This window comes from Tardiphaga sp. 768_D3_N2_1, assembly GCF_052076105.1.
Classification (GTDB): domain Bacteria; phylum Pseudomonadota; class Alphaproteobacteria; order Rhizobiales; family Xanthobacteraceae; genus Tardiphaga.
Window position 1 is genome coordinate 4,346,592 of the sequence record NZ_CP197245.1, and the last position, 25,439, is coordinate 4,372,030.

24 protein-coding genes and 1 tRNA gene are annotated in these 25,439 nt (G+C 61.8%); 15 read left to right on the forward strand and 10 right to left on the reverse strand.

Annotated elements, in window-relative coordinates:
* Window positions 1-59: 59 nt before the first annotated feature.
* Entirely contained in the window at window positions 60-1,046 is a 987-nt protein-coding gene (locus tag AB8A27_RS20360; protein ID WP_441243484.1) for a fumarylacetoacetate hydrolase family protein, read from the reverse strand.
* 120 nt (window positions 1,047-1,166) lie between these two features.
* Between AB8A27_RS20360 and AB8A27_RS20365 the strand changes: the two genes are divergently transcribed.
* The 5 genes from AB8A27_RS20365 to AB8A27_RS20385 are packed head-to-tail and all read left to right on the forward strand — an operon-like array spanning window position 1,167 to window position 5,139.
* A complete protein-coding gene (locus AB8A27_RS20365; protein ID WP_441243485.1) occupies window positions 1,167-2,093 on the forward strand; it encodes an ABC transporter substrate-binding protein in 927 nt (308 codons plus the stop codon).
* 10 nt (window positions 2,094-2,103) lie between these two features.
* Window positions 2,104-2,802, forward strand: coding sequence for a GntR family transcriptional regulator (locus tag AB8A27_RS20370; protein ID WP_441243486.1), 699 nt, complete (start codon window positions 2,104-2,106; stop codon window positions 2,800-2,802).
* Between the two features lie 5 nt (window positions 2,803-2,807).
* Window positions 2,808-3,614 (forward strand): ABC transporter ATP-binding protein, encoded by an 807-nt coding sequence (locus AB8A27_RS20375; RefSeq protein WP_441243487.1) that lies wholly within the window; start codon window positions 2,808-2,810, stop codon window positions 3,612-3,614.
* Window positions 3,611-4,375 (forward strand): ABC transporter permease, encoded by a 765-nt coding sequence (locus tag AB8A27_RS20380; protein ID WP_441243488.1) that lies wholly within the window; start codon window positions 3,611-3,613, stop codon window positions 4,373-4,375. The genes AB8A27_RS20375 and AB8A27_RS20380 overlap by 4 nt, the downstream gene beginning before the upstream one ends.
* Window positions 4,372-5,139 carry an ABC transporter permease gene (locus AB8A27_RS20385; protein ID WP_441243489.1) on the forward strand — a complete coding sequence of 256 codons (768 nt, stop codon included), beginning with the start codon at window positions 4,372-4,374 and terminating at the stop codon, window positions 5,137-5,139. The genes AB8A27_RS20380 and AB8A27_RS20385 overlap by 4 nt, the downstream gene beginning before the upstream one ends.
* Before the next feature lie 139 nt (window positions 5,140-5,278).
* On the opposite strand, the gene pgm is transcribed toward AB8A27_RS20385, so the two are convergent.
* Window positions 5,279-6,931, reverse strand: coding sequence for a phosphoglucomutase (alpha-D-glucose-1,6-bisphosphate-dependent) (gene pgm, locus AB8A27_RS20390; protein ID WP_441243490.1), 1,653 nt, complete (start codon window positions 6,929-6,931; stop codon window positions 5,279-5,281).
* 513 nt (window positions 6,932-7,444) lie between these two features.
* Window positions 7,445-8,218 (reverse strand): Crp/Fnr family transcriptional regulator, encoded by a 774-nt coding sequence (locus AB8A27_RS20395; protein ID WP_441243491.1) that lies wholly within the window; start codon window positions 8,216-8,218, stop codon window positions 7,445-7,447.
* A gap of 151 nt (window positions 8,219-8,369) precedes the next feature.
* On the opposite strand from AB8A27_RS20395, the gene AB8A27_RS20400 reads away from it, so the two are divergent.
* A complete protein-coding gene (locus tag AB8A27_RS20400) occupies window positions 8,370-8,747 on the forward strand; it encodes a hypothetical protein (protein WP_441243492.1) in 378 nt (125 codons plus the stop codon).
* An 85-nt stretch (window positions 8,748-8,832) separates the two neighbouring features.
* Here AB8A27_RS20400 and AB8A27_RS20405 read toward each other — a convergent pair whose 3' ends face one another.
* Window positions 8,833-10,938 (reverse strand): calcium-binding protein, encoded by a 2,106-nt coding sequence (locus AB8A27_RS20405; protein ID WP_441243493.1) that lies wholly within the window; start codon window positions 10,936-10,938, stop codon window positions 8,833-8,835.
* Between the two features lie 495 nt (window positions 10,939-11,433).
* Between AB8A27_RS20405 and AB8A27_RS20410 the strand changes: the two genes are divergently transcribed.
* Window positions 11,434-11,592 (forward strand): hypothetical protein, encoded by a 159-nt coding sequence (locus tag AB8A27_RS20410; protein WP_441243494.1) that lies wholly within the window; start codon window positions 11,434-11,436, stop codon window positions 11,590-11,592.
* An 18-nt stretch (window positions 11,593-11,610) separates the two neighbouring features.
* Here the strand turns inward: AB8A27_RS20410 and AB8A27_RS20415 are convergent, their stop codons facing one another.
* The 4 genes from AB8A27_RS20415 to AB8A27_RS20430 form a co-directional block, all read right to left on the reverse strand.
* Window positions 11,611-12,519, reverse strand: coding sequence for a LysR family transcriptional regulator (locus AB8A27_RS20415; protein ID WP_441243495.1), 909 nt, complete (start codon window positions 12,517-12,519; stop codon window positions 11,611-11,613).
* A 15-nt stretch (window positions 12,520-12,534) separates the two neighbouring features.
* On the reverse strand, window positions 12,535-14,043 hold the full coding sequence (locus AB8A27_RS20420; protein ID WP_441243496.1) for a tripartite tricarboxylate transporter permease: 1,509 nt from the start codon (window positions 14,041-14,043) through the stop codon (window positions 12,535-12,537).
* Between the two features lie 15 nt (window positions 14,044-14,058).
* Entirely contained in the window at window positions 14,059-14,544 is a 486-nt protein-coding gene (locus tag AB8A27_RS20425) for a tripartite tricarboxylate transporter TctB family protein (protein ID WP_441243497.1), read from the reverse strand.
* A gap of 185 nt (window positions 14,545-14,729) precedes the next feature.
* Window positions 14,730-15,647, reverse strand: a complete 918-nt coding sequence (locus tag AB8A27_RS20430; RefSeq protein ID WP_441244969.1) for a tripartite tricarboxylate transporter substrate binding protein — start codon at window positions 15,645-15,647, stop codon at window positions 14,730-14,732.
* A gap of 430 nt (window positions 15,648-16,077) precedes the next feature.
* Between AB8A27_RS20430 and AB8A27_RS20435 the strand changes: the two genes are divergently transcribed.
* From AB8A27_RS20435 to AB8A27_RS20445, 3 genes are all read left to right on the forward strand, one after another.
* Window positions 16,078-16,500 (forward strand): VOC family protein, encoded by a 423-nt coding sequence (locus AB8A27_RS20435; protein ID WP_441243498.1) that lies wholly within the window; start codon window positions 16,078-16,080, stop codon window positions 16,498-16,500.
* A gap of 20 nt (window positions 16,501-16,520) precedes the next feature.
* The gene (locus AB8A27_RS20440; RefSeq protein ID WP_441243499.1) at window positions 16,521-17,000 is read left to right on the forward strand and encodes a VOC family protein; all 480 of its coding nucleotides are present in this window, start codon (window positions 16,521-16,523) and stop codon (window positions 16,998-17,000) included.
* A gap of 179 nt (window positions 17,001-17,179) precedes the next feature.
* Window positions 17,180-17,256, forward strand: a tRNA-Met gene (locus tag AB8A27_RS20445).
* 174 nt (window positions 17,257-17,430) lie between these two features.
* Here AB8A27_RS20445 and AB8A27_RS20450 read toward each other — a convergent pair.
* Window positions 17,431-17,922: a Dps family protein gene (locus tag AB8A27_RS20450; protein WP_092146175.1), complete on the reverse strand. Its 492-nt coding sequence runs from the start codon at window positions 17,920-17,922 to the stop codon at window positions 17,431-17,433.
* Window positions 17,923-18,185: 263 nt separating this feature from the next.
* Between AB8A27_RS20450 and AB8A27_RS20455 the strand changes: the two genes are divergently transcribed.
* Window positions 18,186-18,881: a class I SAM-dependent methyltransferase gene (locus AB8A27_RS20455; protein ID WP_441243500.1), complete on the forward strand. Its 696-nt coding sequence runs from the start codon at window positions 18,186-18,188 to the stop codon at window positions 18,879-18,881.
* A gap of 213 nt (window positions 18,882-19,094) precedes the next feature.
* Here AB8A27_RS20455 and AB8A27_RS20460 read toward each other — a convergent pair whose 3' ends face one another.
* Window positions 19,095-19,460: an ArsR/SmtB family transcription factor gene (locus AB8A27_RS20460; protein WP_441243501.1), complete on the reverse strand. Its 366-nt coding sequence runs from the start codon at window positions 19,458-19,460 to the stop codon at window positions 19,095-19,097.
* A 115-nt stretch (window positions 19,461-19,575) separates the two neighbouring features.
* Here AB8A27_RS20460 and AB8A27_RS20465 point away from each other — a divergent pair, with 115 nt between their 5' ends.
* The 4 genes from AB8A27_RS20465 to AB8A27_RS20480 all read left to right on the forward strand — a co-directional run bounded on the left by AB8A27_RS20465 (window position 19,576) and on the right by AB8A27_RS20480 (window position 25,435).
* Window positions 19,576-20,748, forward strand: a complete 1,173-nt coding sequence (locus tag AB8A27_RS20465; protein ID WP_441243502.1) for an MFS transporter — start codon at window positions 19,576-19,578, stop codon at window positions 20,746-20,748.
* Between the two features lie 148 nt (window positions 20,749-20,896).
* Complete coding sequence (gene carB, locus AB8A27_RS20470; RefSeq protein ID WP_441243503.1) at window positions 20,897-24,361, forward strand: carbamoyl-phosphate synthase large subunit; 3,465 nt, start codon at window positions 20,897-20,899, stop codon at window positions 24,359-24,361.
* Window positions 24,362-24,561: 200 nt separating this feature from the next.
* Window positions 24,562-25,038: a transcription elongation factor GreA gene (gene greA, locus AB8A27_RS20475; RefSeq protein WP_092145680.1), complete on the forward strand. Its 477-nt coding sequence runs from the start codon at window positions 24,562-24,564 to the stop codon at window positions 25,036-25,038.
* Window positions 25,039-25,228: 190 nt separating this feature from the next.
* Window positions 25,229-25,435, forward strand: a complete 207-nt coding sequence (locus AB8A27_RS20480) for a hypothetical protein (protein ID WP_441243504.1) — start codon at window positions 25,229-25,231, stop codon at window positions 25,433-25,435.
* The last annotated feature ends 4 nt before the right edge of the window (window positions 25,436-25,439 follow it).

Below are 25,439 nucleotides of genomic sequence, written 5' to 3' on the forward strand. Positions count from 1 at the left end.
GGCCGGGACAAGCCCGGCCATGACGTGGTGAGAGGTTGGCGCTTCGAAACGAGGCATCCTCACACGTCCTGCCGCACCACCTTGTTCTTCAACACGCCGATCTTCTCGACCTCGAGCTCGATCTCATCATTATGTTCGAGATACCAGCCGAGTTCGAGACCGCAGCCATTGCCGACGGTGCCGGAGCCGATGAATTCGCCGGGCATCAGCGTCTCGTCCTGCGTCACATGGGCGATGATCTCCTCGAAGGAGAACAGCATGCCCTCGCTGGTCGAGGACGAGCGCACCTTGCCGTTGACGCGGCATTCCATCTTCAGTCTGTAGGGATCGCCGATCTCGTCGGGCGTGACGATCCACGGACCCATCACATTGCCGCCGTCGAAGCTCTTGCCCTTGGCGGGACCAAGCCGGCCTTCCATCTCGAGCCGCTGGGCGTCGCGCGCGGAGAAATCGTTGAAGATGGTGTAGCCGAAGATGTGGTCCTTCGCCTTGGCTGCGGAAATATTCGCGCCCTTGTTCTTGGTGATGATGCCAAATTCGAGTTCGTAATCCATCACCTTGCTGTAGCGCGGCCATTTCACCGTGGTGTTGGTGCCGCGCACGCTGAACCGGTTGGTGATGTAGTAGATCGGCTGGCGGCGATAGACTTCGGGCAGTTCGCCGAGCGGCTCGGCATCCAGCCGCGCCAGTTCGGCCATGTCGTTCTTGGCCCGCGCCGCGAGCTTGAGCTGGCCACGCGGCGCCTGGAGGATATGCAGCGGAAACGACATGCCGTCGCGGCACTGACGCGGCTCCGGCACGGGCGCCAGGACATCTGCGCCCGCGACATTCACCGACAGCGATGCGTCGCTGCCATGTTTGTCGAAAATCTTTCGCGCGGCATCGAGCGCGCCTTCACCTGCATCGATCAGCGCCAGCATCGAGTTGAAGGCCGGATTGCTGCCGTCGCGGGCCGCGGCGCCGGCGAGATCGAACAGCCTGGTATCACTGGCATGCACGATGCCGACCTTGTCCCGGCCACCGGCACGAAATGTCGCGAGCTTCACTGGAGTCTCCCACTTGCTTTTGTTCTTCGATAAAATATATGATCAAAAAAAATATCGATAAACAAGAGGCGATCGCAAAGATTGCTTCGCGATCGAAAAAACGCGGGTGAGGAGACGACCATGACCAGGTGGACGGTGACGGCCCTGTTGGCCACGCTCGCTGTGACGGGCACCGCACATGCCCAGACCAAACTCCAGATCGGTTGCACTGCAACAACTGACTGCGCCTCCGCGATGGTCGCGGTCGATGAAGGCATCTTCAAGAAACACGGTCTCGATGCCGAGATGATCCCCATCGGCATCAATTCCAATATCCCGGCGGCCATCCTGTCCGGCTCGATCCAGATCGGCGGCCCGACCTCCACCGTCTTCCTGCAAGCTGCCGACGGCGGCCTCGATCTCGTCGCGGTCGCCGGCGCAACGGTGATGAGCCCGACATCCAACGCCAATATCACCGCCTTCGTGCGTAACGGCATCACCATCAAGGAGCCGAAGGACTTCATCGGCAAGAAGGTCGGCGCGCCGGGTCTCGGTGCGTTCCTCCACGTGCTGTTCGTCAAATGGCTGGTCGACAAGGGCGTCGATCCGAAGAAAGTCAATTTCGTCGAGGTCACCTTCCCGACCATGCCGGACATCATCAAGTCCGGCGGTGTCGATGCCGTGCTGACCGCCGAGCCCACCGTATCGCGCATGCTGGCGGCTGGCAGCGGCAGCATCGGCGCACGCTATGCGACCGAGCTCGAACGCACGGAGCCGATCATTTTCTATGCAGCCTCGCGCGAGTGGGCCGAGAAGAATCCCGACACCATCAGGAAGTTCCGCGCGGCCGTCGCCGAAGGTGCGGCGATCGTGAACAGCGACAAGGACAAGACCTCAGCCGCAATCGCCAAATTCACCAAACAGACCATCGAGCTGGTGAAGGCCTCGCCGCCGAACAAGTCGGAGCCGGTGCTGAAGCCCGAGCAACTGGCATGGTGGATCGACGTGATGTCTTCGCAGAAAATGCTGGAGACGAAGCTCGATCTCACCAAGCTGATCCTGAAATAGGTCGAACGGAATGACGGGCCAGCCCCTTAGCAGTCCAATCGATGTCTCCGGCTCGGATACGCTGAGCGAACGTGCCGCGACGCTGCTGCAGCACGACATCATTGCCGGCAATCTCGCGCCAGGAACGCGGCTTGGTATCGTCGATCTCGTGCAGCGTTACGAGATCGGCGCCACGCCGATGCGCGAGGGATTGTCACGCCTGATCTCACGCGGCCTGATCATCGGCATCGGCCAGCGCGGTTTTCGCGTCGCCGACATCAGCCGCGAGGATCTGGCCGACATCACACGGATGCGCAGCGTGGTGGAGATGGAGGCGCTGCGGCTGGCCATCGAACATGGCGACGATGCCTGGGAGGCCGGCATCATCAGTTCGCTGCACCAGATGCGCCGGCATATCGAACGCACCGGCGACGAATTCCGCGAAGGGGCGCCGGATTTCGACAAGCTCCACAAGGGATTTCACACGGCCCTGCTCGCGGCCTGCGGATCGAAGCGCCTGCTCTCGGCGCATTCGGAACTCTACGATCAGGCCTATCGCTACCGCCGGGTAATGATGCGCGGCTTCGACAGCGGCGGCCGCTTCGTTGCGGCCCATCAGCTTCTCGCGGATCGCGTGCTGGCGCGCGAAACCGGCGCTGCGCAAGCCATGCTGACATCGCATCTGCATTCGACGCTCGCTTACGTCTATCCGCCCGGACAGGGAGATTGAGCGCGATGACATCCGTTGCTCTCCGCAAGGACATTCCATCGGCCCGGCTTGAGAAGTCGCAGATCGCGTTTTCGCGCGTGACGCTGGATCTCGGCGGCAAGACGATTATCGAAAATGTCAGCCTCGACGTGAAGCCCGGCGAGTTCCTCTGCATCATCGGCGCCTCCGGCTGCGGCAAGACCACGGCACTCCGCCTCGCCGCCGGCCTGTACCAGCCGACATCGGGACAAGTCAGCTTCGACGGCGAGCCGATGCGCGCGCCGCGGCGCGACGTTGCCATCGTGTTCCAGGATTACGGCAAGGCGCTGCTGCCGTGGCGCACCGCCGCGGGCAATGTCGCCCTCGCGCTGGAAACCATCGGCATGCCCAAGGCACAGCGCCCGGCGCGCATCGACGAGTTGCTCAAGAAAGTCGGCCTGCCCCATCACGCTGCGAAATATCCCGCCGAGATGTCCGGCGGCATGCAGCAGCGCCTGCAGATCGCGCGATGCCTGGCGCAGGAGCCGAAAGCACTGTTGATGGACGAACCGTTCGGCGCGCTTGATGCCATGACGCGGCAGGGTCTGCAGGACGAGGTCCTGTCACTGCTCGATGCCAGCAAGGCGACGGTGATCTTCGTCACCCATGATCTCGAAGAAGCAATTTATCTAGGCGACCGCGTGGTCGGCCTGCTGCCACATCCCGGCCGCATCGGCATTGATCTGCCCATCGACCTGCCGCGCCCCCGCGATCAACTGACCACGCGCGAGAACCCGGAATTCCTGCGCCTGCGCCGCGAATTGTTCGATTTCATCAAGGCATCGGAAGCATGAGATCCGAGCGCCTGAAAGCGGCGGTCCTTCCGATCAGCCTGCTCATCGTGCTGGAAATCTGGGCGCGCTCCGTCGACATCCACAGCGACGCGCTGGCGCCGCCGAGCACCGTGGTGCTGGCGCTGTTCAATGCGTTTGGCGATGGCTCGATCCTCTCAGCCACACGCGACACATTGGCTTCGGCCTTTGCCGGCCTCGTGGTCGGCGGCGCCATCGGATTGTTCCTCGGAATCACGCTCGGCATCTTCCAGCCGCTGGACCGATTGATGGAAGTGACCATCGAGTCGCTGCGCCCGATCCCGTCCATCGCGCTGCTCCCGATCGCCCTGATCGCGCTCGGCTTCGGCTATCGCATGGAAATTGTGATCGTCGCCTTTGCCTGCGTGTGGCCGATCCTGATCCTCAGCCGCGCTGCGGTGCGCAGCATCGAGCCACGGCTGATCGAAGTGTCGCGCGCGCTGCGGCTGTCGCCGGGCGACCGTATCAGCAAGATCATCATTCCCGCCGCGCTGCCGTGCATCTTTCTCGCCTTTCGCCTAGCGGCGGGCATCGCGCTGATCGTCGCGGTCACGGTGGAAATCGCGATCAATCCCATCGGGCTCGGCGCCGGAATCATGATTGCGCAGCAGGCATTACGTCCCGATCTGATGCTCGCTTACCTCTTGTGGATCGGCCTGATCGGCTACGCGCTCAATGCCGGATTGCTGGCCGCGCAGCAGCATCTGTTTGGCCCCGCAGCGCTAGCGGGGGAGGTCCGATGAACTGGGCACTCACCCTCTGGCGCCTGGCCAGTTTCGCCGTGGCTGCAGGCCTGATCGCGCTATGGCAGTTGATCGCCAATCTGAAACTGGTCTCGCCGGTGTTTCTGCCTGGCCCCGATCGCGCATGGGCGGCGCTGATGCGCGGCTTCAGCAATGGCACGTTGCTGGACAAGACAATCGGCACCCTCGAACACATGTTCTATGGCTGGCTGGTCGCATCTGTCGTCGGCATCGCACTCGGCGCCATGATCGGCTCATCCAAAGCAATGCGCAGCTATGTGGCGCCGTCGCTGGAATTCCTGCGACCCCTGCCCGTATCGGCGATCATTCCCGTCGCCATCGCTTTGTTCGGGCTGACCCAGGGCATGGCGCTGTTCGTCATCGCCTTCGGCGCGATCTGGCCGATGCTGCTTGCGACCATACACGGCTTCGGCGCAGTAGAGCCGCGTCTCTATGAGGTCGCACGCTCGCTGCACATGTCGCGCCTCGCGGTGATCTTCAAGATCGCTCTACCATCTGCCAGCCCCGACATCATCTCCGGCATGCGGCTCAGCCTGACCGTGTCGCTGATCCTGGCGGTGGTCTGCGAAATCCTCGCCGGCCTCGATGGATTAGGCCACTGGGTGTTGCTGTCGGCGCGCGCGTTTCGTTCGCCGGATCTGTTCGCCGGCGTGATCCTGCTCGGCGTGATCGGCTATGTGACCGCGCTGGCGATGTCGATGGTCGAGGCGCGGCTCTTGCGGTGGCGGACGAGCGGGCATTAGAGGCGTATTGTCGTCCCCGCGCAGGCGGGGACCCATACGCGCCGAAGAATGAGTTAGAACGCCGTCGTCGTAACTCTGCTTTCAACTGCACTTGCGGTGGCTATGGGTCCCCGCCTGCGCGGGGACGACATGCTGAGAGTTACTTGGTTCCAAACACCTTCGAGATCGCCGCCTGCGCGTCGCGCTGGATCTGCTTGAGATGATCCTCGCTGCGGAAACTCTCCGCGTAGATCTTGTAGACGTCCTCGGTGCCTGACGGTCGCGCGGCGAACCAGCCATTGGCGGTCGAGACCTTGATGCCGCCGAAGGACTGATCGTTGCCGGCCGCCTTGCTTTCGGTCTTGGTCACCGCATCGCCGGCGAGCTCAAGCATGCCGATCTGCTCCGGCGTGACTTTCTTCAGTACGTTCTTCTGCTCGGGCGTGGCCGCGGCGTCGATGCGCTCGTAATAGGGCACACCGAATTCCTGCGTGAGTTTCTCGAAGCGCTGGCTCGGATTTTCTTTCGTCACCGCGGTGATCTCGGCGGCGAGCAGGCCCAGAATAAGTCCGTCCTTGTCGGTGGTCCACACCGTGCCGTCCTTGCGCAGAAACGACGCGCCGGCGCTCTCCTCACCGCCGAAGCCGAATGAACCATCGACAAGACCGTTCACGAACCATTTGAAGCCGACCGGTGTCTCCACGAGTTTGCGGCCAAGCTTGTTCACCACGCGGTCGATGATGGCGCTGGAGACGATGGTCTTGCCCACCGCCGCATCCTTGCGCCAGTCCGGACGGTGCGCGAACAGATAGTCGATGGACGCGGCCAGATAGTGGTTCGGATTCATCAGGCCGCCGGTTGATGTGACGATGCCGTGGCGGTCGGCATCGGTATCGTTGGCGAAAGCGACGTCGAATTTCTCGCGCATGCCGATAAGCTTGGCCATCGCATAGGGCGATGAACAGTCCATGCGGATCTTGCCGTCCCAGTCCAGCGTCATGAAGCGGAAGGTCGGATCGATCGTTGTGTTCACGATGGTCCCATCGAGCTTGTAGCGCTCGATGATCGGCTGCCAGTAATGGACGCCGGCGCCGCCGAGCGGATCGATGCCGATCTTGACGCCGCTCGCGCGGATCGCCTCCATGTCGACGACATCAGCGAGGTCGGTCACATAGGGCGTGATGTAGTCATATGGTTTGACGAATTCGGATTTGCGGGCGCGCGCGATCGGGATGCGCCGGACGCCAGCCATGTCGTTTTCGAGGAAGCCGTTGGCGGCCTTCTCCATGATCCCGGTGATGTCGGTATCGGCCGGGCCACCATTGGGCGGATTATATTTGAAGCCGCCGTCTTCCGGCGGATTATGTGACGGCGTGACTACGACGCCATCCGCGAGGCCCGAGGTGCGGCCCTTGTTGTAAGTGAGGATGGCGTGGGAGATCACCGGCGTCGGCGTATAACCGCCGTCCTTGTCGATCCGCACATGAACGCCATTGGCGGCGAAGACTTCCAGCGCCGAAACCAGCGCCGGTTCGGCCAGCGCATGAGTATCGATACCGATGAAGAGCGGGCCGTCGATGCCGGCACCCTTGCGGTAATCGCAGATCGCCTGGCTGACGGCGAGGATGTGGTTTTCGTTGAAGGAATTATGGAGTGCGGAGCCGCGATGGCCGGACGTGCCGAAAGCCACACGCTGGGCGGGGATGGACGGATCCGGCTTGCCGGCGAAATACGCCGTCACCAGCCGAGGCACGTTGACCAGCAGGGATGGATCGATGGTTTTGCCGGCCAGCGGACTCACATGAGCAGCCATTTGTTCTCCTTCGCACGCCAATACCCCCGATACCGCGCAACCGCGACCGGGAGTCAGAACTCATCGCATGAGTCTTGGCATGTTTTGGAGGACAAATCAGCTATTTGCGAGATGACATGCGGCCCGCCGAGGGCTCAGGATTTCCCGTAAGTCTGACGCGAGACCCAGGCCAGCGGCAGGGCGAAGCAGACGAACATTGCGACCACGGCCGCGGCAACCAGCATACTGTCGAAAGGCATTCTCTTCTCCCCGGATGATGGAGAAGAGTGTGAGCGCGGCGCGATGACTGCGCCTTGAGGTGGGTCAAAATTGCGGTAGGAGATGCGGCGCAGCCCTCGCCCCGCCGCGCGAAGCGAAGCTTCGCTAGGCGGGGAGAGGGTGGATCGATGACCGAAGGTCATCGAGACGGGTGAGGGGGAGTTTCAGTTGAGACTCCCCCTCACCCGCCCTCCACATGCTTCGCATGTGAAAGGCGACCTCTCCCCGCAAGCGGGGCGAGGTAAGAAAACGAAGTTACGCCGCGGCGAGCTGATCCAGCCGGTCGGTGGACAGCAGCCGCACGCCATCGGGCACCACGACGACGGTCTTTTCCTTGGCGAGCTTGGTCAGCGTACGGCTGACGGTTTCGATGGTCAGGCCGAGATAGTCGGCAATGTCCTGCCGGCTCATAGGCAGCGGGACGTTGACCGACTTCGCGCCGATGCGGCCATAGCGCGCCTGCAGGTTCAGCAGGAAGGCGGCGACCTTCTCGTCGGCGTTGCGGCGGCCGAGCAGCAGCATCTGGTCCTGTGCAAGGCTGAGTTCATGGCCGGCGAATTCATGCAGGCGACGCAGCAGATGCGGCTTGCCGTCGACATAGTTGAGGAAGGCCGCACGGGTGAAACGACAGACACGCACCGGTGTCACGGCCTCGGCGGCAACGCCGTAGCGATCCATCAGCGCGAGTCCCAAGAAGTCCCCCGGCAGCGCGAAGCCGACGATCTGGCGGCGGCCATCGGGGAGCGACTTGTAGAGCCGCACGATACCTTCGGTGAGATTGAACACGCTGCCAGCCAGCGCACCCTGATCGAACAGCATGGTCTTGGCGGCGAAGTTCTTGACCTGGCTGAGATGATCGAGCTCGTCGAGTTCCTCCGGCTCCAGTGCGCCGCAGACGCTGAACAAGCGCACCTTGCAATCGTCGCAGCCGTTGGTGCCGCGGCCGTGCTTGCAGTCGCGCTCTCCGGCACAGGTCTCGGCCGCTGGCTCTGCGAAGGTCATGGCACTGTCCATCTCTGGTTTGGTCATATGAGGCAGGTCTTGAAAATCAGTGTACACCATTTGACATGGATCAATCCTGGACGCTTTGACCCATATCAATGCCGGAACGGCCCATCCCCGCCAATTTTGCGGGCCATGCGGGAATCCGGCCATGAATGAGGAATATCGGGCGCAACCAATGACTTGGGCAGATGCCCGAGCCGCCTATCCGCTCGTCTATTTGCACGATGCCAGCGTTACGCTGGATGCATGGCTGGATTTCGTGCGCCGGCGGACCGATGCCGACAGCGGCGATAACGGGCTGATCGTGATCCGCGACCGACGCGACATCGTCCATGCCCTGTTTGCCTACCGGGTCGATCTCGACCTGCGCGGCTGCAACCAGCTCTGTATCGCGCAACTGATCGTGGCCCAGATCCCCGGCTCGCAGATCGACCATGCGGTAGTCGCCTCGACCAGCCAGGTCGCGGCGTCACTGGGCTGCCCGAGCATCGTGATCGAGCAGCCGTTCCAATTGATGCCGGGCACAACAACGCGGACGCCGACAGCCGCGTAAGATAGCGCGTCGCATCGCGATGCAGGAACCAAAGCAGACGCGGCTCATGCCGCGATAGGCAGCGACATCCCGATGCCCCGACGAGTCACAGGATGAAGTCGCTCGCTTTCAGACTCGCGGCGTTGATCTGAACCTGAAAGTCGGCGCTGCCGTCGCCGTTGATGTCGCCCTGCAACAGGTGATCGGCATAGCGCAGTTGTCCTGCGATGTGGCCGAAGGCGGCGGTGCTGATAAAAGCGAAAGCCTGATGACCTGCAGCACTGCTATCGGCATCGATGGCCGACAGATCGATCCGGTCCCCGGTCCCGAAATCCGTGATCCGATCCATCACGCCGGGCGTGCTGTCAGCAACCGCCGTGAATACAAAGCGGTCGGCCCCTGCACCGCCTGCAAGCACATCGGCACCTGCGCCGCCGGCGAGGATGTCGTCACCCGCATTGCCCCAAAGCTGATCGTTGCCGGCACCGCCGTGCAGAGTGTCATTGCCCGCGCCGCCAGTCAGGGCATCGTTGCCTTCGCCGCCATCCAGCACATCATTGCCGTCGCGGCCGTCCAGGACGTCCTTGCCGCTGCCGCCTGACAAGGTGTTGGCGGCGCCATCGCCAATCAAAGTGTCGTCGAAGCGACTACCAATGACGGTCTCGATCGAGCTGAAACTGTCACCGGCGGCATCGCCTCCATTGCCCGTACCTAACGTCAGATCGACGTGAACTCCAGACGGCGATGTCTCGTAGCGCACCGTATCGATACCGGATGCGCCGGCGAAAGCATCGGCACCCTTGCCGCCGACGAAGATGTCATTGCCGTCACCGCCCCACATGCGGTCGTCGCCATCGCCGCCGAACAGAAAATCATTGCCCGCATCGCCATAGAGAAAGTCGTTGCCAGCGTCGCCATACAGAACGTCATTTCCCGCCGCGCCATGTATGGTGTCACGACCATCGCCGCCGTGAATGATATCACTATCCGCAGTGCCAGGGATCGTGTCGGCGGCCGGTGTGCCATTGGTGATCGTGTTGAACGACATGATGCGACCGTGGATATCGTCGGACCCGAGGGACGGCACATAGGCTGTCCATGTTGCGAGCAGTTCTCCATTGTCCAGTGTGATCAGGCTCGGCAGCGAATCGATATTGTCGACTGCAGAATTGACCACGAAATCCGGTCCGCTCACCGAACCGTCGGCATTCACGATATGACCGAGAATCCCATTGGTCCCGGCACTGAAATCACTGCCCTCCCAAATCACCAGCGCGCGGCCGTCGGGCAAGGCGGTCACTACAGGAGAGTTGGCATAAGCGGCGTTCGACGCGTTGATGATGACGTCCGATACACTGACGGAGCCGTCAGCATTCAGAATCCGGCCATGCACATCGTTTGAAAATGTCCCGACCTGCTGCTGCGTCCATGTCAGCAGAATACGCCCATCCGCGAGTTCGGCAGCGGACACGCCATTCTGGTCCATGCTGGATGCAGGCAGCACCGGGAAGTCCGGCAATGTCGAGGTTCCGTCGCTGTTGATGAAGCGGCCCTCGACATGGGCGCCAGCATCGGGAGAGATGTCGGTCCAGAATGTCAGCGCGCGTCCATCCGACAGCGCGATCGCCTTCGCGCCGAGCTGGCTGCCGGCGAGATCGCCATTGACGATGAAATCGGCGCCTTCGGGCGCTCCATGCGCATCAAGGATACGCCCGCGGATCTCGAGCGGATACGGATTCGTGCCGCCCGAGGAATCCTCGTTCGAGGTCCAGGTCAGCAGGATGTGCCCATCGGCCAGCACCGTCGCATTCGGGCCAGGCTGCCCCAGCGCCGTCGGCGTGGTGTTAACGATGAGGTCGGGGCCGCTCACGCCATCGGCAGTGACGATGCGTGCATGGATGTCGGAAGTCGTGTCGGATGCGAACGCTCCCCAGGACACCAGAGCCGAACCATCCGCAAGCGTGACGATGGTTGGCAGGATGATGTCCCGCGGCGATGTCGTTGCGATGACGAAATCGGATGCCGTCGCTGCTCCGTCCGCGTCGAACACGCGGCCACGCAATTCGAAGCCGCTGGTGAACCCATCCTGGTCTCTCAGTTCCGAACTCCAGACCACCATCACGCGGCCATCAGGCAGCGTGGTCTGTGCCGAATAGGCCTGACCAAAGTCGGTCGTATTGTTGATGGGAAATTCCGGCCCGACAAACGCCATGATGCAGCCCCCAATTTATTTCGCGGGAGCCTGAATCTTTAATCGGACGAATCTGCGGCTGATATTTGTCGAGCGCGCGTTGTTCGTCCTCGCATTGAATCAATTGCAGCCCATCGCATGCGTTCGACGCAGCTGCCTTGTTTCAATGCAACGAGCCCGCTCGCGATCACGTCAATCGCTCGCTCTGTTTTAGAGCACATCGCGACCTTCTGTTTCCCACACACAAATTGACTCATGCGCCGCGCCGATGACCGCACAGCCATTGTCACATCCTTGTTGCAATGGTCGCGGGTGTCTGCTCGGAATCTTTGCATTCCGCGAAGTACAGGACGACGCGCTTCGACGATCGCGACGTCACTTGGCTCGGGTCGATTTCAAATCGACAATGTCGATTACAAGCGCGAATAATATTCGTTTGTCAAAATTTGCGCCGGTCCTAGGCTTCGTAGAACCCGAGGTCGCGAGGTTCGCCGCCTCTGCCTGCAGGAGCCGACCATGAAAACGATCATCCGCCCCGACATATCGGTCGCTCTCGCGCTGTTCGCCTTTGCTGCGGCGGTTATCGCACGCCTGACAGCCACCAGGCGTTCCCCGCACAGTGCCAACCAGATCGCAGCTATCGTTGCGACATCGGGGCATCCGTCTGGCGCCTAGCCGCGCCTGAGCCCCATATCACGTCCGCCTTGCCGGACGTTTCCGCGCCCTCGCCTGCCTTGCAGGCGCGGGCTTTTTGTTGGCCGCGTCATGCGCCAGGCGATGCATGAGCGCAACGGCTTCGGCAATAACCGCATCGTCGCGCTCGCCGGGATAGACGACATAGGCCGGCATGGAAAATTCCGGCGCATCGGCGACGACATGCAACCGCCCGGCCTTCAGCTGGGGAGCAACGATGCGGCGCGGGAAATAGCCGGAGCCGCCATTCTCCAGCACATGCTGCAGCCCGAGCCAGCCGATATTGGCGGTGAGCGATGGCCCTGCGAAATCCGGAAACAGCGCCGTGTGGCGCGCATAGAATTCCGGGCCCCAGTCGATATAGACGTAACCCGGCTGCGGCTCCGGCGCACTGCGCTTGCTGGTCGAGACCAGAATGAGCTGTTCATCGAACAACTGCTCGACCTTGAGACCGGGCCGGCTCTGCGGCGTATACATCACGCCGATATCGATCCGGCCTTCGACGAGGCCCTGCATCAATTCGGGTTCGAGAGCGCTCTCGGCGCGGATCGCGATATCCGGATGTTTCGCGCGCATCAGCGGCAGCCAGTGCAGCAGATGCTCCTCCCACAGTCCGATGCGACCGCCGACGGTCAGCGTGCCGCTGAAGCCTTTCGCAATGCCGACATCCTGCCGCGCATGCTCCACCGTTCGCACCAGCGTGGACGCGTGTTTCTGGAATTGCCGGCCGGCTGGGGTCAGTGCAGCCCCCGCCTTGTTACGGACGAACAGTGTCACGCGCAGCAACTGCTCCAGTGTCTGGATCCGCGCGCTGACCGTGGACTGGGTGACATGCAGCTTCTCCGCTGCAGTGACGAAATTCCCCGCGCTCACGACCGCAAGAAATGTCCTGGCCAGCTCGGTATCCATGACGAACCGTCTCCGCTACGCGCCCTCGTCGAGCGCGACCATCTCGCGCTTCTTACGCAGTGCCGGCAGCAACGGCGCGATCAGCAGGATCACCGCGAGCGCGAGGCACGCCGCCGAGATCGGCCGCTCGATGAAGGTCATGAGATTACCCTGCGACAGGATCAGCGACTTCCGCAGATTGTTCTCCAGCAGCGGACCCAGCACAAAAGCCAGCACCAAAGGCGCGGGCTCATAGCCGAACTTGCGCATGAAATAGCCGATCACGCCGAAGGCGATCATCACATGCACGTCGAATACATTGTTGCTGCTGCAATAGACGCCGATGATCGTGAACAGGATGATCAGCGGGAACAGCACATTGTAAGGCAGCTTCAGCAGCTTTACCCACATGCCGATCAGCGGCAGGTTCAGCACCAGCAACATGAGGTTGCCGATATACATGCTGGCAACGATGCCCCAGAACAGGCCGGGATTCTGGGTGATCAGAAGCGGGCCGGGCTGCAGGCCATGAATAACGAAGGCGCCGAGCAGCAAGGCCATCACCACATTCGGCGGAATGCCGAGGGTCATCAACGGAATGAACGCACCGCCCGCCGCTGCGTTGTTCGCGGCCTCCGGTCCGGCAACGCCTTCGATCGCGCCATGACCGAAACGTTCGGGATGTTTCGACAGCCGCTTCTCCAATGCATAGGACGCGAAGGATGCGACCACGGCGCCGCCGCCGGGGAGGATGCCGAGGAAGAAGCCCAGGATCGTGCCGCGTCCGATCGGCGCGGCGCTGGCCTTCCAGTCTTCCTTGTTGGGCAGAAGCTGCGTGATCTTGGCATTGATGATGTCGCGCTTGATGACCTGCTCGGTATTGAGCAGCACTTCTCCGAGGCCGAACAGACCCATCACCACCGGCACGAGACCGATGCCGTCGATCAATTCGATCCGGCCGAAAGTCAGCCGCGGCTGCGCGGTGATGCTGTCGAGGCCGACGAGGCCGAGCACGATGCCGATACAGGCCATCAGCAGCGCCTTGGCCATCGAGCCCTGGGTGAGGAAGGTGAGCACCACGAGGCCAAGCACCATCAGGCTGGCATATTCGGCCGGACCGAAGGCAATAGCGACCGAAGCCAGCGACGGCGCCACCAGCATCAGGGCCACCAGCGCGAACGTGCCGGCGATGAAGGAGCCGAGCGCGGAAATGCCGAGCGCCGGGCCGGCGCGTCCCTTCTTCGCCATCTGATGCCCGTCGAGGCAGGTGACCACGGACGCGGCCTCGCCGGGAATGTTCACCAGAATTGAGGTGGTCGAGCCGCCATACATCGAGCCGTAATAGATGCCGGCCATCATGATGATGCCGGACTCCGGCGTGCCGGACAGCGTCACCGGCAGCAGCAGCGACATCGCCGAGATCGGCCCGATGCCGGGCAGCACGCCGACCAGCGTGCCGATGAAGACGCCGATGAAGCAGTAGAGAATATTGACGGGCTGCAGCGCGACGCCGAAGCCGTGCATGACATTGACGAGAACATCCATGATCCGTGTTTCCCGTCAGCCGATTTCAAACATGCCCGAAGGCAACTGGATCAGCAGGCCGTGTTTCAGCACCCACCACACACCGAGGGGCGCCAGCACCGCGAGCGGAATTGCGAGCGTCCAGCGCACCGGATCGATCACGCGCAACAGCAGCAACATCAGCGGGATGGTGGAGATCAGGAAACCCAGCGGTTCGAGCGCAAAAGCATAGGCAGAGAGGATGACGATGATCGCGACCGGCTTGCCCCAGCTTGCACCTTCCCATCGCGATCCAAAGGTCGGCCCGCCTTCCGTCACCGAAGCGAGGACAATGGTGACAGCGAAAGCGCACATCAGCAGGCCGATATAGAACAGCATGAAGCCGGAGCCGGGATCGTTGATGGTACCGAGCTTGAGCTTGAGGCCCGAGCGAATGACGAATACGCCAAGCGCAATGCCGATCACGCCGGTCCAGAGTTCGGAATTGTTGAGCCGGAATGGCGGGCGGATGGAGGAGGTCATGAGGGAGCCTTTGGTAGATGCCTCGTATCTGCAGCGCCCCGATTAGCTCCGGTGTCGTCCCCGCGTAGGCGGGGACCCATACACACCGTCGACATGTTGCGGCAGTCAGGAGAGGACTTACTTCAACTACAAACGTTGGTGGTTATGGGTCCCCGCCTTCGCGGGGACGACACCTGCGTTTCAGGCTACTTCTTGCCCAGCCCGATCGTCTCGATCACCTTGCGCTCGGAATTGGTGACCTCAACCACGAACTTCTTATAGTCCTCGGTGTTCTTGTAGTTCGGCACCATGTCGTATTTCGCCAGCGTGGCGATAACGGCAGGATCCTCGATGGCCTTCTTGAAGGCATCGTGCAGCTTGGCAACGATCTTCGGATCCATGCCCTTCGGCCCGGCAATGCCGAATGGCGAGTCATAGACCATCGGATAGCCGCTTTCCTTCAGCGTCGGCGCGTCCGGGAAATTCGGCGAGCGCTTGTCGGTCCACACCATCAACAGGCGGAGCTTGCCGGCATCGACCAGCGGCCGCCAGCCGGTGGAATCCGCCTGCAGCATGGTGTGATTGCCGAGCACCGCGGCATTGGTTTCAGCGCCTCCCTTGAACGGCACCTGCGTGAGCTTGATGCCAGCCAGCGCCGCGATCTGCTCCATGCCCACATGCAGCGACGTGCCGGTGCCCGGCGTCGCATAAGTTACCTTGCCGGGATTGGCCTTGGCGAAATCGACCACATCCTTCCAGGTCTTGAACTGCGACTCCGCATTGGTGGTGATGCCGAAGGTGTAGCCGGTGAGATGGATGATGTAGGAGAAATCCTTGTCCGGATTCCACGACACGTCCTGCATCAGCGGCAGGCGGAACACGGTGATCGGAATCTGCGAGATGGTGTAGCCATCGGGCTTCGCCGCGGCCGCCATGGTCGCCGGGCCGACAGTGCCGCCACCGCCACCCTTGTTGTCGATGGCGATCGGCTGACCGAGATGTTTCGAAGCGGCATCCGCAATCGCGCGCATCGAGATATCGGTGGAGCCACCGGCGGGCCATGGGACGATCAGCGTGATCGGTTTGGTCGGATAGTCCTGCGCCCGGGCTGCGCCGCCGAACATGGCGGCGGCCGCGGCGAGCGCGACAACAGCGGACAAGACAAAGCGATTGCGTTGCAACATGTGTTTCTCCCTCTGCGATTCCGGGGGTGATGCCCGGACCGGCTGTATTTTTATTGTCGTTCAGTCTAGCCCGGAACAAACCCAGGAAAAGGACATGTTTCGAACCCGACTGCGAACGCGTTGTGCGTCTTTGGCAATCAACGATGATTTCATCGCCGCCGCAATTCGCAATCTGGATGAGCCATGCGACATTCCGTCTGCACGCGGAGATCGCCCGGCTGACATATTGATCGCAGCGGACAAGAAATTCCGCCTGTGAAAATAACTGAAAAAGATTTCACCCGGCATGTCGGATCGCGGCGGGCTCGTGCGTCCTTTGCGGGACCATCACCGAAGAGACAGCCAGAGCATACCCACAGGAGTTCATCCAATGAGCAAAATGATCTTCGTCAACCTGCCGGTCAGCGACCTGCCCCGCGCGGTCGCCTTCTACGAGGCGGTCGGCGCGACCAAAAACCCGCAATTCTCCGACGACACCGCCGCCTGTATGGTGCTCTCCGACACCATCCACGTGATGCTGCTGACCCATGACAAGTATCGGCAGTTCACCTCGAAGAAGATCGTCGATGCGAAGACCTCCAGCGAAGTGCTGATCTGCGTCTCCGCCGACAGCCGCGCCGAAGTCGACGGTCTGGTGAGCAAGGCGAAAGCTGCAGGTGGCGGCCTCGATCCGACGCCGGTGCAGGACTTCGGCTTCATGTATGGCCGCAGCTATGAGGACCCCGACGGGCACATCTGGGAAGTGATGTGGATGGACATGGCAGCGGCGCAGACCGCGATGGCTCAGGCCTGATCGAAAGAGGGACAGCAGCGATGTCAAAGATCTCACCCTGCATCTGGTATGTGAACGAAGCCGAGGAAGCAGCGAAGTTCTACTGCTGGCTGCTGCCCAATTCGTCCATCGATCGGGTGCAGCGCAGCCCGATCGACAATCCCTCATGCAAGGCCGGCGACGTGCTGGTCGTCAGTTTCACGCTGGCGGGCCAGAGCTTCATCGGATTGAACGGCGGCAGCCCTGCCACATTCGGCCATGCGGTGTCCTTCACTGTCCATTGCGACGACCAGGCCGAGACCGATCGCCTGTGGGACGCCCTGCTCGCCAATGGCGGCAAGCCGCAGCAATGCGGATGGCTGAACGATCGCTGGGGCGTGCCGTGGCAGATCGTGCCCAAGGGCTTCACCGAGATGGTCGCCAGCGACAATCTCGAAGGGTCCAAGCGAGCCATGACCGCCATGATGGGCATGATCAAGCTGGACATGGCCGCGCTGAAAAAGGCGTTCGACGGCAACTAGAAGCGGCCCATGCGGGCCCAACCCCTTGGCGGAGCGCGGCAATCCGCGCCCGCCGGAAAATCCGCTAACCGAATGGCGGAAAAGCGGATTTCCGGTGCCTCGTTTGCTTGACAGGGAGTCCCGCGCCTCCTTATAAGCGGCCCGTTCGCGGCACGGCATCTCGGCCGCCGCGGCCCTGTGGCGGGGTAGCTCAGCTGGTTAGAGCACGGGAATCATAATCCTGGGGTCGGGGGTTCGAGTCCCTCTCCCGCTACCAAAATTATCGACAAGCTTCCAAGGCCTTGCATGCGTCGCGAGGCCTTTGTCTTGTCTGGTAGAGGCCAGCCTTCTGAAGAGACAGCCTTGAGCGCTTTTGTTCTACGACAGCAGCTCAACATGAAAACGCCCGCTGTGAAGCGGGCGCTTTGACATATTCAATCGTGAACGACGCTTACGCCTCGTTGCCGCCTTCCTGACGCGATGCCTCGAACAGGAACCAGGTGCGACGCTCGGTGTCGTCGATGTAGTTTTCCAGAAGGCTGGCGCTGGCGACGTCGTTGGCATCGTCGCAAACCTCGTGGGCCTTGCGCAGCGCCGCTGCCATCTTCTTGTTGTCGTTCATCAGCTCACGCAGCATTTCCACCGGAGGCACATAGGCCTCGTCATTGTCCTTGATGGTCTGCAGCTTGGCGACTTCGCCGATCGAGCGCAGCGTACGTCCGCCGATCTTGCGCACGCGTTCCGCCAGCGGGTCCGTCGTCGCAAAGATCTGGTCGGACTGCTCATCGAGCATCAGGTGATAGTCGCGGAAATGGCGCCCGCTGAGATGCCAATGAAAATTCTTGGTCTTGAGATAAAGCGCGAAAGCGTCGGCTAGCAACCCGTTCAGCGCCTTGGCCACCTTCTCCACGGCATCGGCTGAGAGGTCAGTCGGGGTATTCATTTCGGCGGCGATTTTCGATGTCTTGGTGCTCACGTGACTTACCTTCCTGTGTCGGATGATTGGATGGCTGGAGGATTGTCGTCAGGCGGAAGATTTCAGGAAAAATCGGAGTGGTCTTGACGGAAAGCACTGCAAATTTCCGAAAACTGCGGTTCTTGAAGAAAAGGCGGTTTCCCCCACGCCTGAAAACGCTCTAGACCGTCTCAACGCATCACAAATATAGCGGTTCCCTGGTGGGGAACAAAGATCGGGCCGGGCAGACGATGGAAGATTGGATCGATTATTACGATTCCACGCATACGATTTATGCGAGCAAGCTGCATCGTGACGTGCATTTCGAGGTCATCGCCCGCGATATCATCGGCTACATCGCTTCCCCAAATGCCGTCGTGCTCGACTATGCCTGCGGCGAAGCACTCTCGGCCGCCAAGGTGGCCAATGCCTGTAGCAAGCTGATCCTGGCGGAGCCCGCGCCCGGCGTCCGCGGCCGGCTGGTCGCCCGCTTCGCGCCCAACACCAAGATCCGGGTCCGGTCGCTGGAAGAGTTGCGCAACATGACGGCGCAGTCGGTTGACCTGGCTGTCATGAATTCGGTGGCTCAGTACATGACGCCGCCCGAACTCGACGATGCCTTCGCGGTGGTCAAGCGGCTGCTCACGCCCAATGGGAAGCTGGTGCTCGGCGACATCCTGCAACCCGATGTCGGCATGGCGACCGATGTCATGGCGCTGCTGAAGCTCGCCCGGGAGCACGGCTTTCTGTGGGATGCATTCGTTGGGCTTGTTCGCACGGCCCTCTCCGACTATCGCCAGCTGCGCACCAAGGTCGGCCTGCAGCGCTACAGCGAGGCGGAGATGCTGGCCAAGCTGACCGCGGCCGGTTTCCGCGCGTCGCGGGCACCGGTCAATATCGGCCATAATTCGTCGCGCATGACCTTCGTCGCCCATCACGCATTCTGATTAGCTCGGGCAAACGGACGATTAAGGTTAACAGACGGTTTACAAAACTTAAGGTAGCTCACCCCGCCGTGATCGGTAACACTGTGCGCGGCCCGGTGGCGGAAATGTCTACGCGGGGGCGATGCATCGCTCTTTATCCTGGTTCAAGTCCAGGCTGGGCCTCCAACCTTTCAGACATTTACCAGTGCGTCGGCCGCCAGTGCTTTGGCACCGTCAGGCTTCGGTGAATTCCAGCACCGGAAGCTGCAGGCGCTCGGCGTCGCGCTCGGCCGATGCGAGCACCGCATCCAGCAAACCCGGAAACCGGTTATCGAGATCTTCGCGGCGCAGTTTCATCAACCTCGTCGTTCCCACCGCGCGCGTTTCCATCAGGCCCGCCTCGCGCAGTTTCGCAAAATGATAGGCGAGATTGGATTTGCCGCTGAGGCCGTAAAAATCGCCACAGCGCAATTCACCGGCCTCTTTCTCGCGCTTGGCCAGATTGTAGACGATCGCCAGCCGGATCGGATCGCTCAGGCAATCCATCACGCCAGGCAATTCGATCTGTTCGCGCGTCGGATGCGGGAGAATGCGGCTCATGACTCCTCAATACTGATTCCGACCGGCCGTCGCAATGTTCAATATTTCTTGAACCATTTGACATTTTGCACCGCCGCATCAATAGTTCAATGGGAATTGAACTAAGGATTTCGCGATGAGCATTTTCTGGCTGGCCGTGGCGGCATTTGCGATTGGGACAGAAGCCTTTGTGATTGCGGGCCTTCTTCCAATCATGGCAGCGGACCTGAATGTCACATTGGCGGCCACGGGACAATTGGTCACCGCTTACGCGATCACCTATGCCATCGGCTCGCCGATCCTGGCTGTGCTGTTCAGCAATTTTGACCGCCGCACCGTCGTCTCGCTGGCGCTGGTCTGCTTCATCGCCGGAAACCTTCTGGCGGCCGTTGCGACCACATTCGGCATTCTCCTGCTGTCGCGCATGCTGATGGCCGTGGGCGCCGGACTGTGCATGCCGACAGCCATGGCCGTCGCCATCGCGATCGCTGCACCGGAACGCCGTGGCCGCGCAGCGTCGCTGGTGATCTCCGGCCTGACGGTGGCAACGGTTCTGGGCGTGCCGCTCGGAACATGGGTGGGCAGTCATTTTGGCTGGCGGGCGACATTCGTCATGGTCGCAGCGCTTGGCGCCGTCGCATTGGCCGGACTGCTGCTGGGATTGCCCCGCGGCTTGCCACGCACTGCTGCCACGCTCGGTCAGAGGCTTGCCGTCGCGCGCCATCCCGAAGTGCTGAAAACTCTTGCCGTGACATGCATTTGGGGCCTCGGGGGCTTTACCTCCTTCACCTATCTGGCGGTGCCGCTGCACCGACTTGGCTTTGACGCCAACGGAATCAGCCTGGCTTTGCTGGTCTTTGGCGTCGCCGCGGCCATCGGAAACACCCTGGGCGGTGCGATGTCCGACCGTATCGGGCCGCTCCGGACCTCGACGCTCGGCCTGATCGGCATGATGCTGTCACTGACGCTGCAATCGGTCGCCCTGACATACGCACCGCCTGCCACTGCGGGCGTGCTGTTTCTGGTCTTCGTTTTTACCCAGGGTATTGCCGGCTGGATGTTCTACCCCGGACAGGTCGCCCATCTCGTGCGCGTCACGCCGGAAGCCTCGGTCATCGCGCTCTCGCTGAACGCCTCCGCCATGTATATCGGCTTTGCCGCTGGCAGCGCCTTGGGCGGCGTGGTGCTGTCGACATTGAACTCCAACCATCTCGGCTGGATCGGCGGCAGCGCCGAGGCGGCAGCCCTTGTGCTCGTCCTCGCCGGACACCTTCTGAAGCGCTCGAAACCGGCCCAAATTGCCGGTTGATGGCACCTTCAAAAGCCTTCCCCGCCCCGTTATAGTGGTCTAAAGACAGCCGCGCGCAAGGATCAGCTACTGGTCTGGCGCCCGGGCCCGAGGGACGCGCGTATGCGCGCCCTTTTTTTGTGCCGATTTGTCACCACCGCGAGTTTCAATGCCAAAACGCACCGATATATCCACCATCCTGATCATCGGCGCCGGTCCTATCGTGATCGGCCAGGCCTGCGAGTTCGATTATTCGGGCACCCAGGCCGTCAAGACGCTCAAGGAAGAGGGCTACCGGATCGTTCTGGTCAATTCCAATCCGGCCACCATCATGACGGACCCGGAGCTCGCGGACGCCACCTATATCGAGCCGATCACCCCCGAGATCGTCGCCAAGATCATCGAAAAAGAGCGCAACGTCATTCCGGGCGGCTTCGCACTGCTGCCGACCATGGGCGGCCAGACCGCGCTGAACTGCGCGCTGTCGCTGCGCCAGCAGGGCACGCTGGAGAAGTTCAACGTCGAGATGATCGGCGCCACCGCCGAAGCGATCGACAAGGCCGAAGACCGCCAGCTGTTTCGCGAGGCGATGACGAAAATCGGCCTGGAAACACCGAAGTCACGGCTCGCCAACGCATCCGCGCTCAAGAAACAGTATCGCGACCAGCATAACGCCGAAAAAGCCAAGCTGACGGGCGACGCGCTCGCCGAGCACGAGCGGCAGTGGGTGCTGCAGGAAGGCGACCGCCGCAAGCGCTATCAGGAACATGCCCTCGGCCAGGCGCTGATGGCGCTGTCCGAAATTGGTTTGCCCGCAATCATCCGCCCGTCCTTCACCATGGGCGGCACCGGCGGCGGCATTGCCTATAACCGCGAAGAATTCCTCGACATCATCGAGCGCGGCCTCGACGCGTCTCCGACCAACGAAGTGCTGATCGAAGAGTCAGTGCTCGGCTGGAAAGAGTACGAGATGGAAGTCGTCCGCGACAAGAAGGACAACTGCATCATCATCTGCTCGATCGAGAACCTCGATCCGATGGGCGTGCACACTGGCGACTCGATCACCGTCGCGCCGGCGCTGACGCTGACCGACAAGGAATACCAGATCATGCGCGACGCCTCGCTGGCGGTGCTGCGCGAGATCGGCGTCGAGACCGGCGGCTCCAACGTGCAGTTCGGCGTCAATCCGGCCGACGGCCGCATGGTCGTGATCGAAATGAATCCGCGCGTGTCGCGCTCCTCGGCGCTGGCGTCGAAGGCCACCGGCTTCCCGATCGCCAAGGTCGCAGCGAAGCTTGCCGTCGGTTACACGCTGGATGAAATCGCCAACGACATCACCGGCGGCGCCACGCCTGCGTCGTTCGAGCCGACTATCGACTATGTCGTCACCAAGATCCCGCGCTTCGCTTTCGAGAAATTCCCGGGCGCATCGCGCACGCTGACCACCTCGATGAAGTCGGTCGGCGAAGTGATGGCCATCGGCCGCACCTTCCAGGAATCGCTGCAGAAGGCGCTGCGTGGTCTCGAGACCGGTCTCACCGGCCTCGACGAAATCGAGATCGAGGATCTCGGCCGCGGCGACGACAAGAACGCCATCCGCGCCGCTCTGGGCACGCCGACGCCGGACCGCCTGCTGCAGGTTGCGCAGGCGATGCGTCTGGGCTGGACCGACGAGGAGATCTTCAACTCCTGCAAGATCGATCCGTGGTTCCTCGCCGAGATGCGCGGCATCGTTGAAATGGAAGCCAAGGTGAAGGCCAATGGCCTGCCCGCCAATGCTTTCGGCATGCGAACGCTGAAGGCCATGGGCTTCTCCGACGCGCGCCTCGCGGTGCTCGCCGGCAAGACCGAGGCCGACGTCAAGGCACTGCGCCGCTCGCTCGATGTGCGTCCGGTGTTCAAGCGCATCGACACCTGCGCCGCCGAATTCGCCTCGCCGACCGCCTATATGTATTCGACCTATGAGTCGTCCTTTGCAGGCAGCTTCGCCGACGAGAGCCAGCCATCGGACAAGAACAAGGTCATCATTCTTGGCGGCGGCCCGAACCGCATCGGCCAGGGCATCGAGTTCGACTATTGCTGCTGTCACGCCTGCTTCGCGCTTGCTGACGCGGGCTATGAGACCATCATGGTCAACTGCAATCCGGAAACCGTGTCGACCGACTACGACACTGCGGATCGCCTGTATTTCGAACCGCTGACGGCCGAAGACGTGCTCGAGATCATCGATACCGAGAAGCAGAACGGCACGCTGCATGGCGTGATCGTGCAGTTCGGCGGCCAGACCCCGCTGAAGCTGGCGCGCGCGCTGGAAGCCGCGGAAGTGCCGATCCTCGGCACCTCGCCGGATGCCATCGATCTCGCGGAAGATCGCGATCGCTTCAAGCGCATCCTCGACAAGCTCAAGCTCAAGCAGCCGAAGAACGGCATCGCCTATTCGGTCGAACAGGCCCGCCTCGTCGCAGCCGATCTCGGCCTGCCGCTGGTGGTGCGTCCGTCCTACGTGCTCGGTGGCCGAGCGATGCAGATCATCCGCGAGGAAAGCCAGCTCGGCGATTACCTGCTCGGCACGCTGCCGGAGCTGGTGCCCGGCGACGTCAAGGCGCGCTATCCGAACGACAAGACCGGCCAGATCAATACGGTGCTCGGCACCAATCCGCTGCTGTTCGATCGCTATCTGTCGGATGCCATCGAAGTCGACGTCGACTGCCTGTGCGATGGCACGGACACGTTCATCGTCGGCATCATGGAGCATATCGAAGAGGCCGGCATTCACTCCGGCGACTCGGCCTGCTCGCTGCCGCCGCATTCGCTCGACGACGACATGATCGCCGAGCTGGAGCGCCAGACCCGCGAAATGGCGCTCGGCCTCGACGTGGTCGGACTGATGAACGTGCAGTTCGCGGTCAAGGATCGCGATATCTACGTGCTCGAAGTCAATCCACGCGCCTCGCGCACCGTGCCTTTCGTCGCCAAGGTGATGGGCATGCCGGTGGCCAAGATCGCAGCACGCATCATGGCCGGCGAGAAGCTCGCCGACTTCAAGCTCAAGAAGCGCAAGCTCGATCATGTCGGCGTCAAGGAATCGGTCTTCCCGTTCGCGCGCTTCCCCGGCGTCGATACGGTGCTCGGCCCGGAGATGCGCTCCACCGGCGAAGTGATGGGTATCGACCGCTCGTTCGAAATCGCCTTTGCGAAAAGTCAACTCGGCGGCGGCACCCGCGTGCCGCGCAATGGCACCGTGTTCGTGTCCGTGCGCGAAAGCGACAAGACGCGCATTCTCGATGCCGTGAAACTGCTGTCGTCGAACGGCTTCAAGGTGCTCGCGACATCGGGAACCCAGCGCTTCCTGGTCGACAACGGCGTCCCCGCCGAAAAGATCAACAAGGTGCTGGAAGGCCGGCCGCACATCGTGGATGCCATCACAAATGGCGAGATTCAGCTGGTTCTGAACACCACCGACGGGCCGCAGGCCCTGGCCGACAGCCGCTCGCTGCGGCGGGCTGCCCTCTTGCATAAAGTACCGTATTACACCACTCTTTCGGGTGCCGTGGCGGCCGCGCAGGGCGTCCGGGCCTATCTGGGCGGGGACCTTGAGGTCCGCACATTGCAGAGTTACTTTTCCGAAGCCTGAATTCGGGCGGACTGCAGGTCCGACGAGATCAGGTCATAAGCAAGGCACGACCGGAACTCACCGGTCGCGTCTTTGTTTTGTTTCGGCACTCGAAGCCGGCGTCTGAACTGGCTGCAAGCGCAGTCAAGCCGACATCTTGCAGAACGAATGGTTTCATGCGCGCGCCGCCGCGTGCCGTATGACGTTAGAGGACGAAGAGAATGGTTGAGAAGGTCCCGATGACAGCAGGTGGCTACGCTGCGCTGGAGGTCGAGCTGAAGGAACGCCAGTCGGTGCACCGTCCGCGGATCATCGAGCAGATCGCGGAAGCGCGCTCCCATGGCGACCTGTCGGAAAACGCCGAGTATCACGCCGCCAAGGAAGAGCAGTCGCATAACGAAGGCCGCATCAGCGAGATTGAAGACAAGCTCGCCCGCGCCGACATCATCGATATCTCGAAACTGTCCGGCGACACCATCAAGTTCGGCGCGACCGTGACGCTGATCGATGAAGACACCGAGAAGAAGGCGGTCTGGCAGATCGTCGGCGAGCCCGAGGCTGACGCCAAGAAAGGTCGCATCTCGATTACCTCGCCGCTGGCGCGTGCGCTGATCGGCAAGAGCAAAGGCGCATCGGTGGAAGTCATGGCTCCCGGCGGCGCCAAGGCCTATGAAATCACCAAGGTCGAGTGGCGCTAAAAGCGCCCACGCGCTAACCCGCAAAACTATTGAAAGCCGCGCCCCACAGCGCGGCTTTTTTATTTTGCCGGCAAAGGCGCGGATCGCGCGGCGCATATCTTGCGCGAGTCCTCCTTCCCGCTAAGGTACCTGAATACACTGCAGTGTTAGAGCTGACATCGTGACCGGTCGACCGCGCAACAACCGATCATTGGCGACCTGGATCGCGGCGACCGCCTTTGTTGTGATGGTGGCCAACGTTGCTCTGGCAGAAGATTCAACGGACAAGCCCGAAGCAGCCGATGCGCTCATCAAGAAGAGCTTCGCATCCGAGCTTGTCTTGCCGCCTCCGCACAAAGATTTGCCGATGCCGGTCAGCTTCCGCACCAAGCGACAGAACCCCAATTCAGGAGATTGAGCAT

What these genes read in the sequence shown, in the direction of transcription:
- AB8A27_RS20365 (WP_441243485.1), top strand. Translation starts at nt 1,167, where the DNA reads ATGACCAGGTGGACGGTGACGGCCCTGTTGGCCACGCTCGCTGTGACG.
- AB8A27_RS20370 (WP_441243486.1), top strand. Translation starts at nt 2,104, where the DNA reads ATGACGGGCCAGCCCCTTAGCAGTCCAATCGATGTCTCCGGCTCGGAT.
- AB8A27_RS20375 (WP_441243487.1), top strand. Translation starts at nt 2,808, where the DNA reads ATGACATCCGTTGCTCTCCGCAAGGACATTCCATCGGCCCGGCTTGAG.
- AB8A27_RS20380 (WP_441243488.1), top strand. Translation starts at nt 3,611, where the DNA reads ATGAGATCCGAGCGCCTGAAAGCGGCGGTCCTTCCGATCAGCCTGCTC.
- AB8A27_RS20385 (WP_441243489.1), top strand. Translation starts at nt 4,372, where the DNA reads ATGAACTGGGCACTCACCCTCTGGCGCCTGGCCAGTTTCGCCGTGGCT.
- pgm (WP_441243490.1), bottom strand. Translation starts at nt 6,931, where the DNA reads ATGGCTGCTCATGTGAGTCCGCTGGCCGGCAAAACCATCGATCCATCC.
- AB8A27_RS20395 (WP_441243491.1), bottom strand. Translation starts at nt 8,218, where the DNA reads ATGACCAAACCAGAGATGGACAGTGCCATGACCTTCGCAGAGCCAGCG.
- AB8A27_RS20400 (WP_441243492.1), top strand. Translation starts at nt 8,370, where the DNA reads ATGACTTGGGCAGATGCCCGAGCCGCCTATCCGCTCGTCTATTTGCAC.
- AB8A27_RS20405 (WP_441243493.1), bottom strand. Translation starts at nt 10,938, where the DNA reads ATGGCGTTTGTCGGGCCGGAATTTCCCATCAACAATACGACCGACTTT.
- AB8A27_RS20410 (WP_441243494.1), top strand. Translation starts at nt 11,434, where the DNA reads ATGAAAACGATCATCCGCCCCGACATATCGGTCGCTCTCGCGCTGTTC.
- AB8A27_RS20415 (WP_441243495.1), bottom strand. Translation starts at nt 12,519, where the DNA reads ATGGATACCGAGCTGGCCAGGACATTTCTTGCGGTCGTGAGCGCGGGG.
- AB8A27_RS20420 (WP_441243496.1), bottom strand. Translation starts at nt 14,043, where the DNA reads ATGGATGTTCTCGTCAATGTCATGCACGGCTTCGGCGTCGCGCTGCAG.
- AB8A27_RS20425 (WP_441243497.1), bottom strand. Translation starts at nt 14,544, where the DNA reads ATGACCTCCTCCATCCGCCCGCCATTCCGGCTCAACAATTCCGAACTC.
- AB8A27_RS20430 (WP_441244969.1), bottom strand. Translation starts at nt 15,647, where the DNA reads ATGTTCGGCGGCGCAGCCCGGGCGCAGGACTATCCGACCAAACCGATC.
- AB8A27_RS20435 (WP_441243498.1), top strand. Translation starts at nt 16,078, where the DNA reads ATGAGCAAAATGATCTTCGTCAACCTGCCGGTCAGCGACCTGCCCCGC.
- AB8A27_RS20440 (WP_441243499.1), top strand. Translation starts at nt 16,521, where the DNA reads ATGTCAAAGATCTCACCCTGCATCTGGTATGTGAACGAAGCCGAGGAA.
- AB8A27_RS20450 (WP_092146175.1), bottom strand. Translation starts at nt 17,922, where the DNA reads ATGAATACCCCGACTGACCTCTCAGCCGATGCCGTGGAGAAGGTGGCC.
- AB8A27_RS20455 (WP_441243500.1), top strand. Translation starts at nt 18,186, where the DNA reads ATGGAAGATTGGATCGATTATTACGATTCCACGCATACGATTTATGCG.
- AB8A27_RS20460 (WP_441243501.1), bottom strand. Translation starts at nt 19,460, where the DNA reads ATGAGCCGCATTCTCCCGCATCCGACGCGCGAACAGATCGAATTGCCT.
- AB8A27_RS20465 (WP_441243502.1), top strand. Translation starts at nt 19,576, where the DNA reads ATGAGCATTTTCTGGCTGGCCGTGGCGGCATTTGCGATTGGGACAGAA.
- carB (WP_441243503.1), top strand. Translation starts at nt 20,897, where the DNA reads ATGCCAAAACGCACCGATATATCCACCATCCTGATCATCGGCGCCGGT.
- greA (WP_092145680.1), top strand. Translation starts at nt 24,562, where the DNA reads ATGGTTGAGAAGGTCCCGATGACAGCAGGTGGCTACGCTGCGCTGGAG.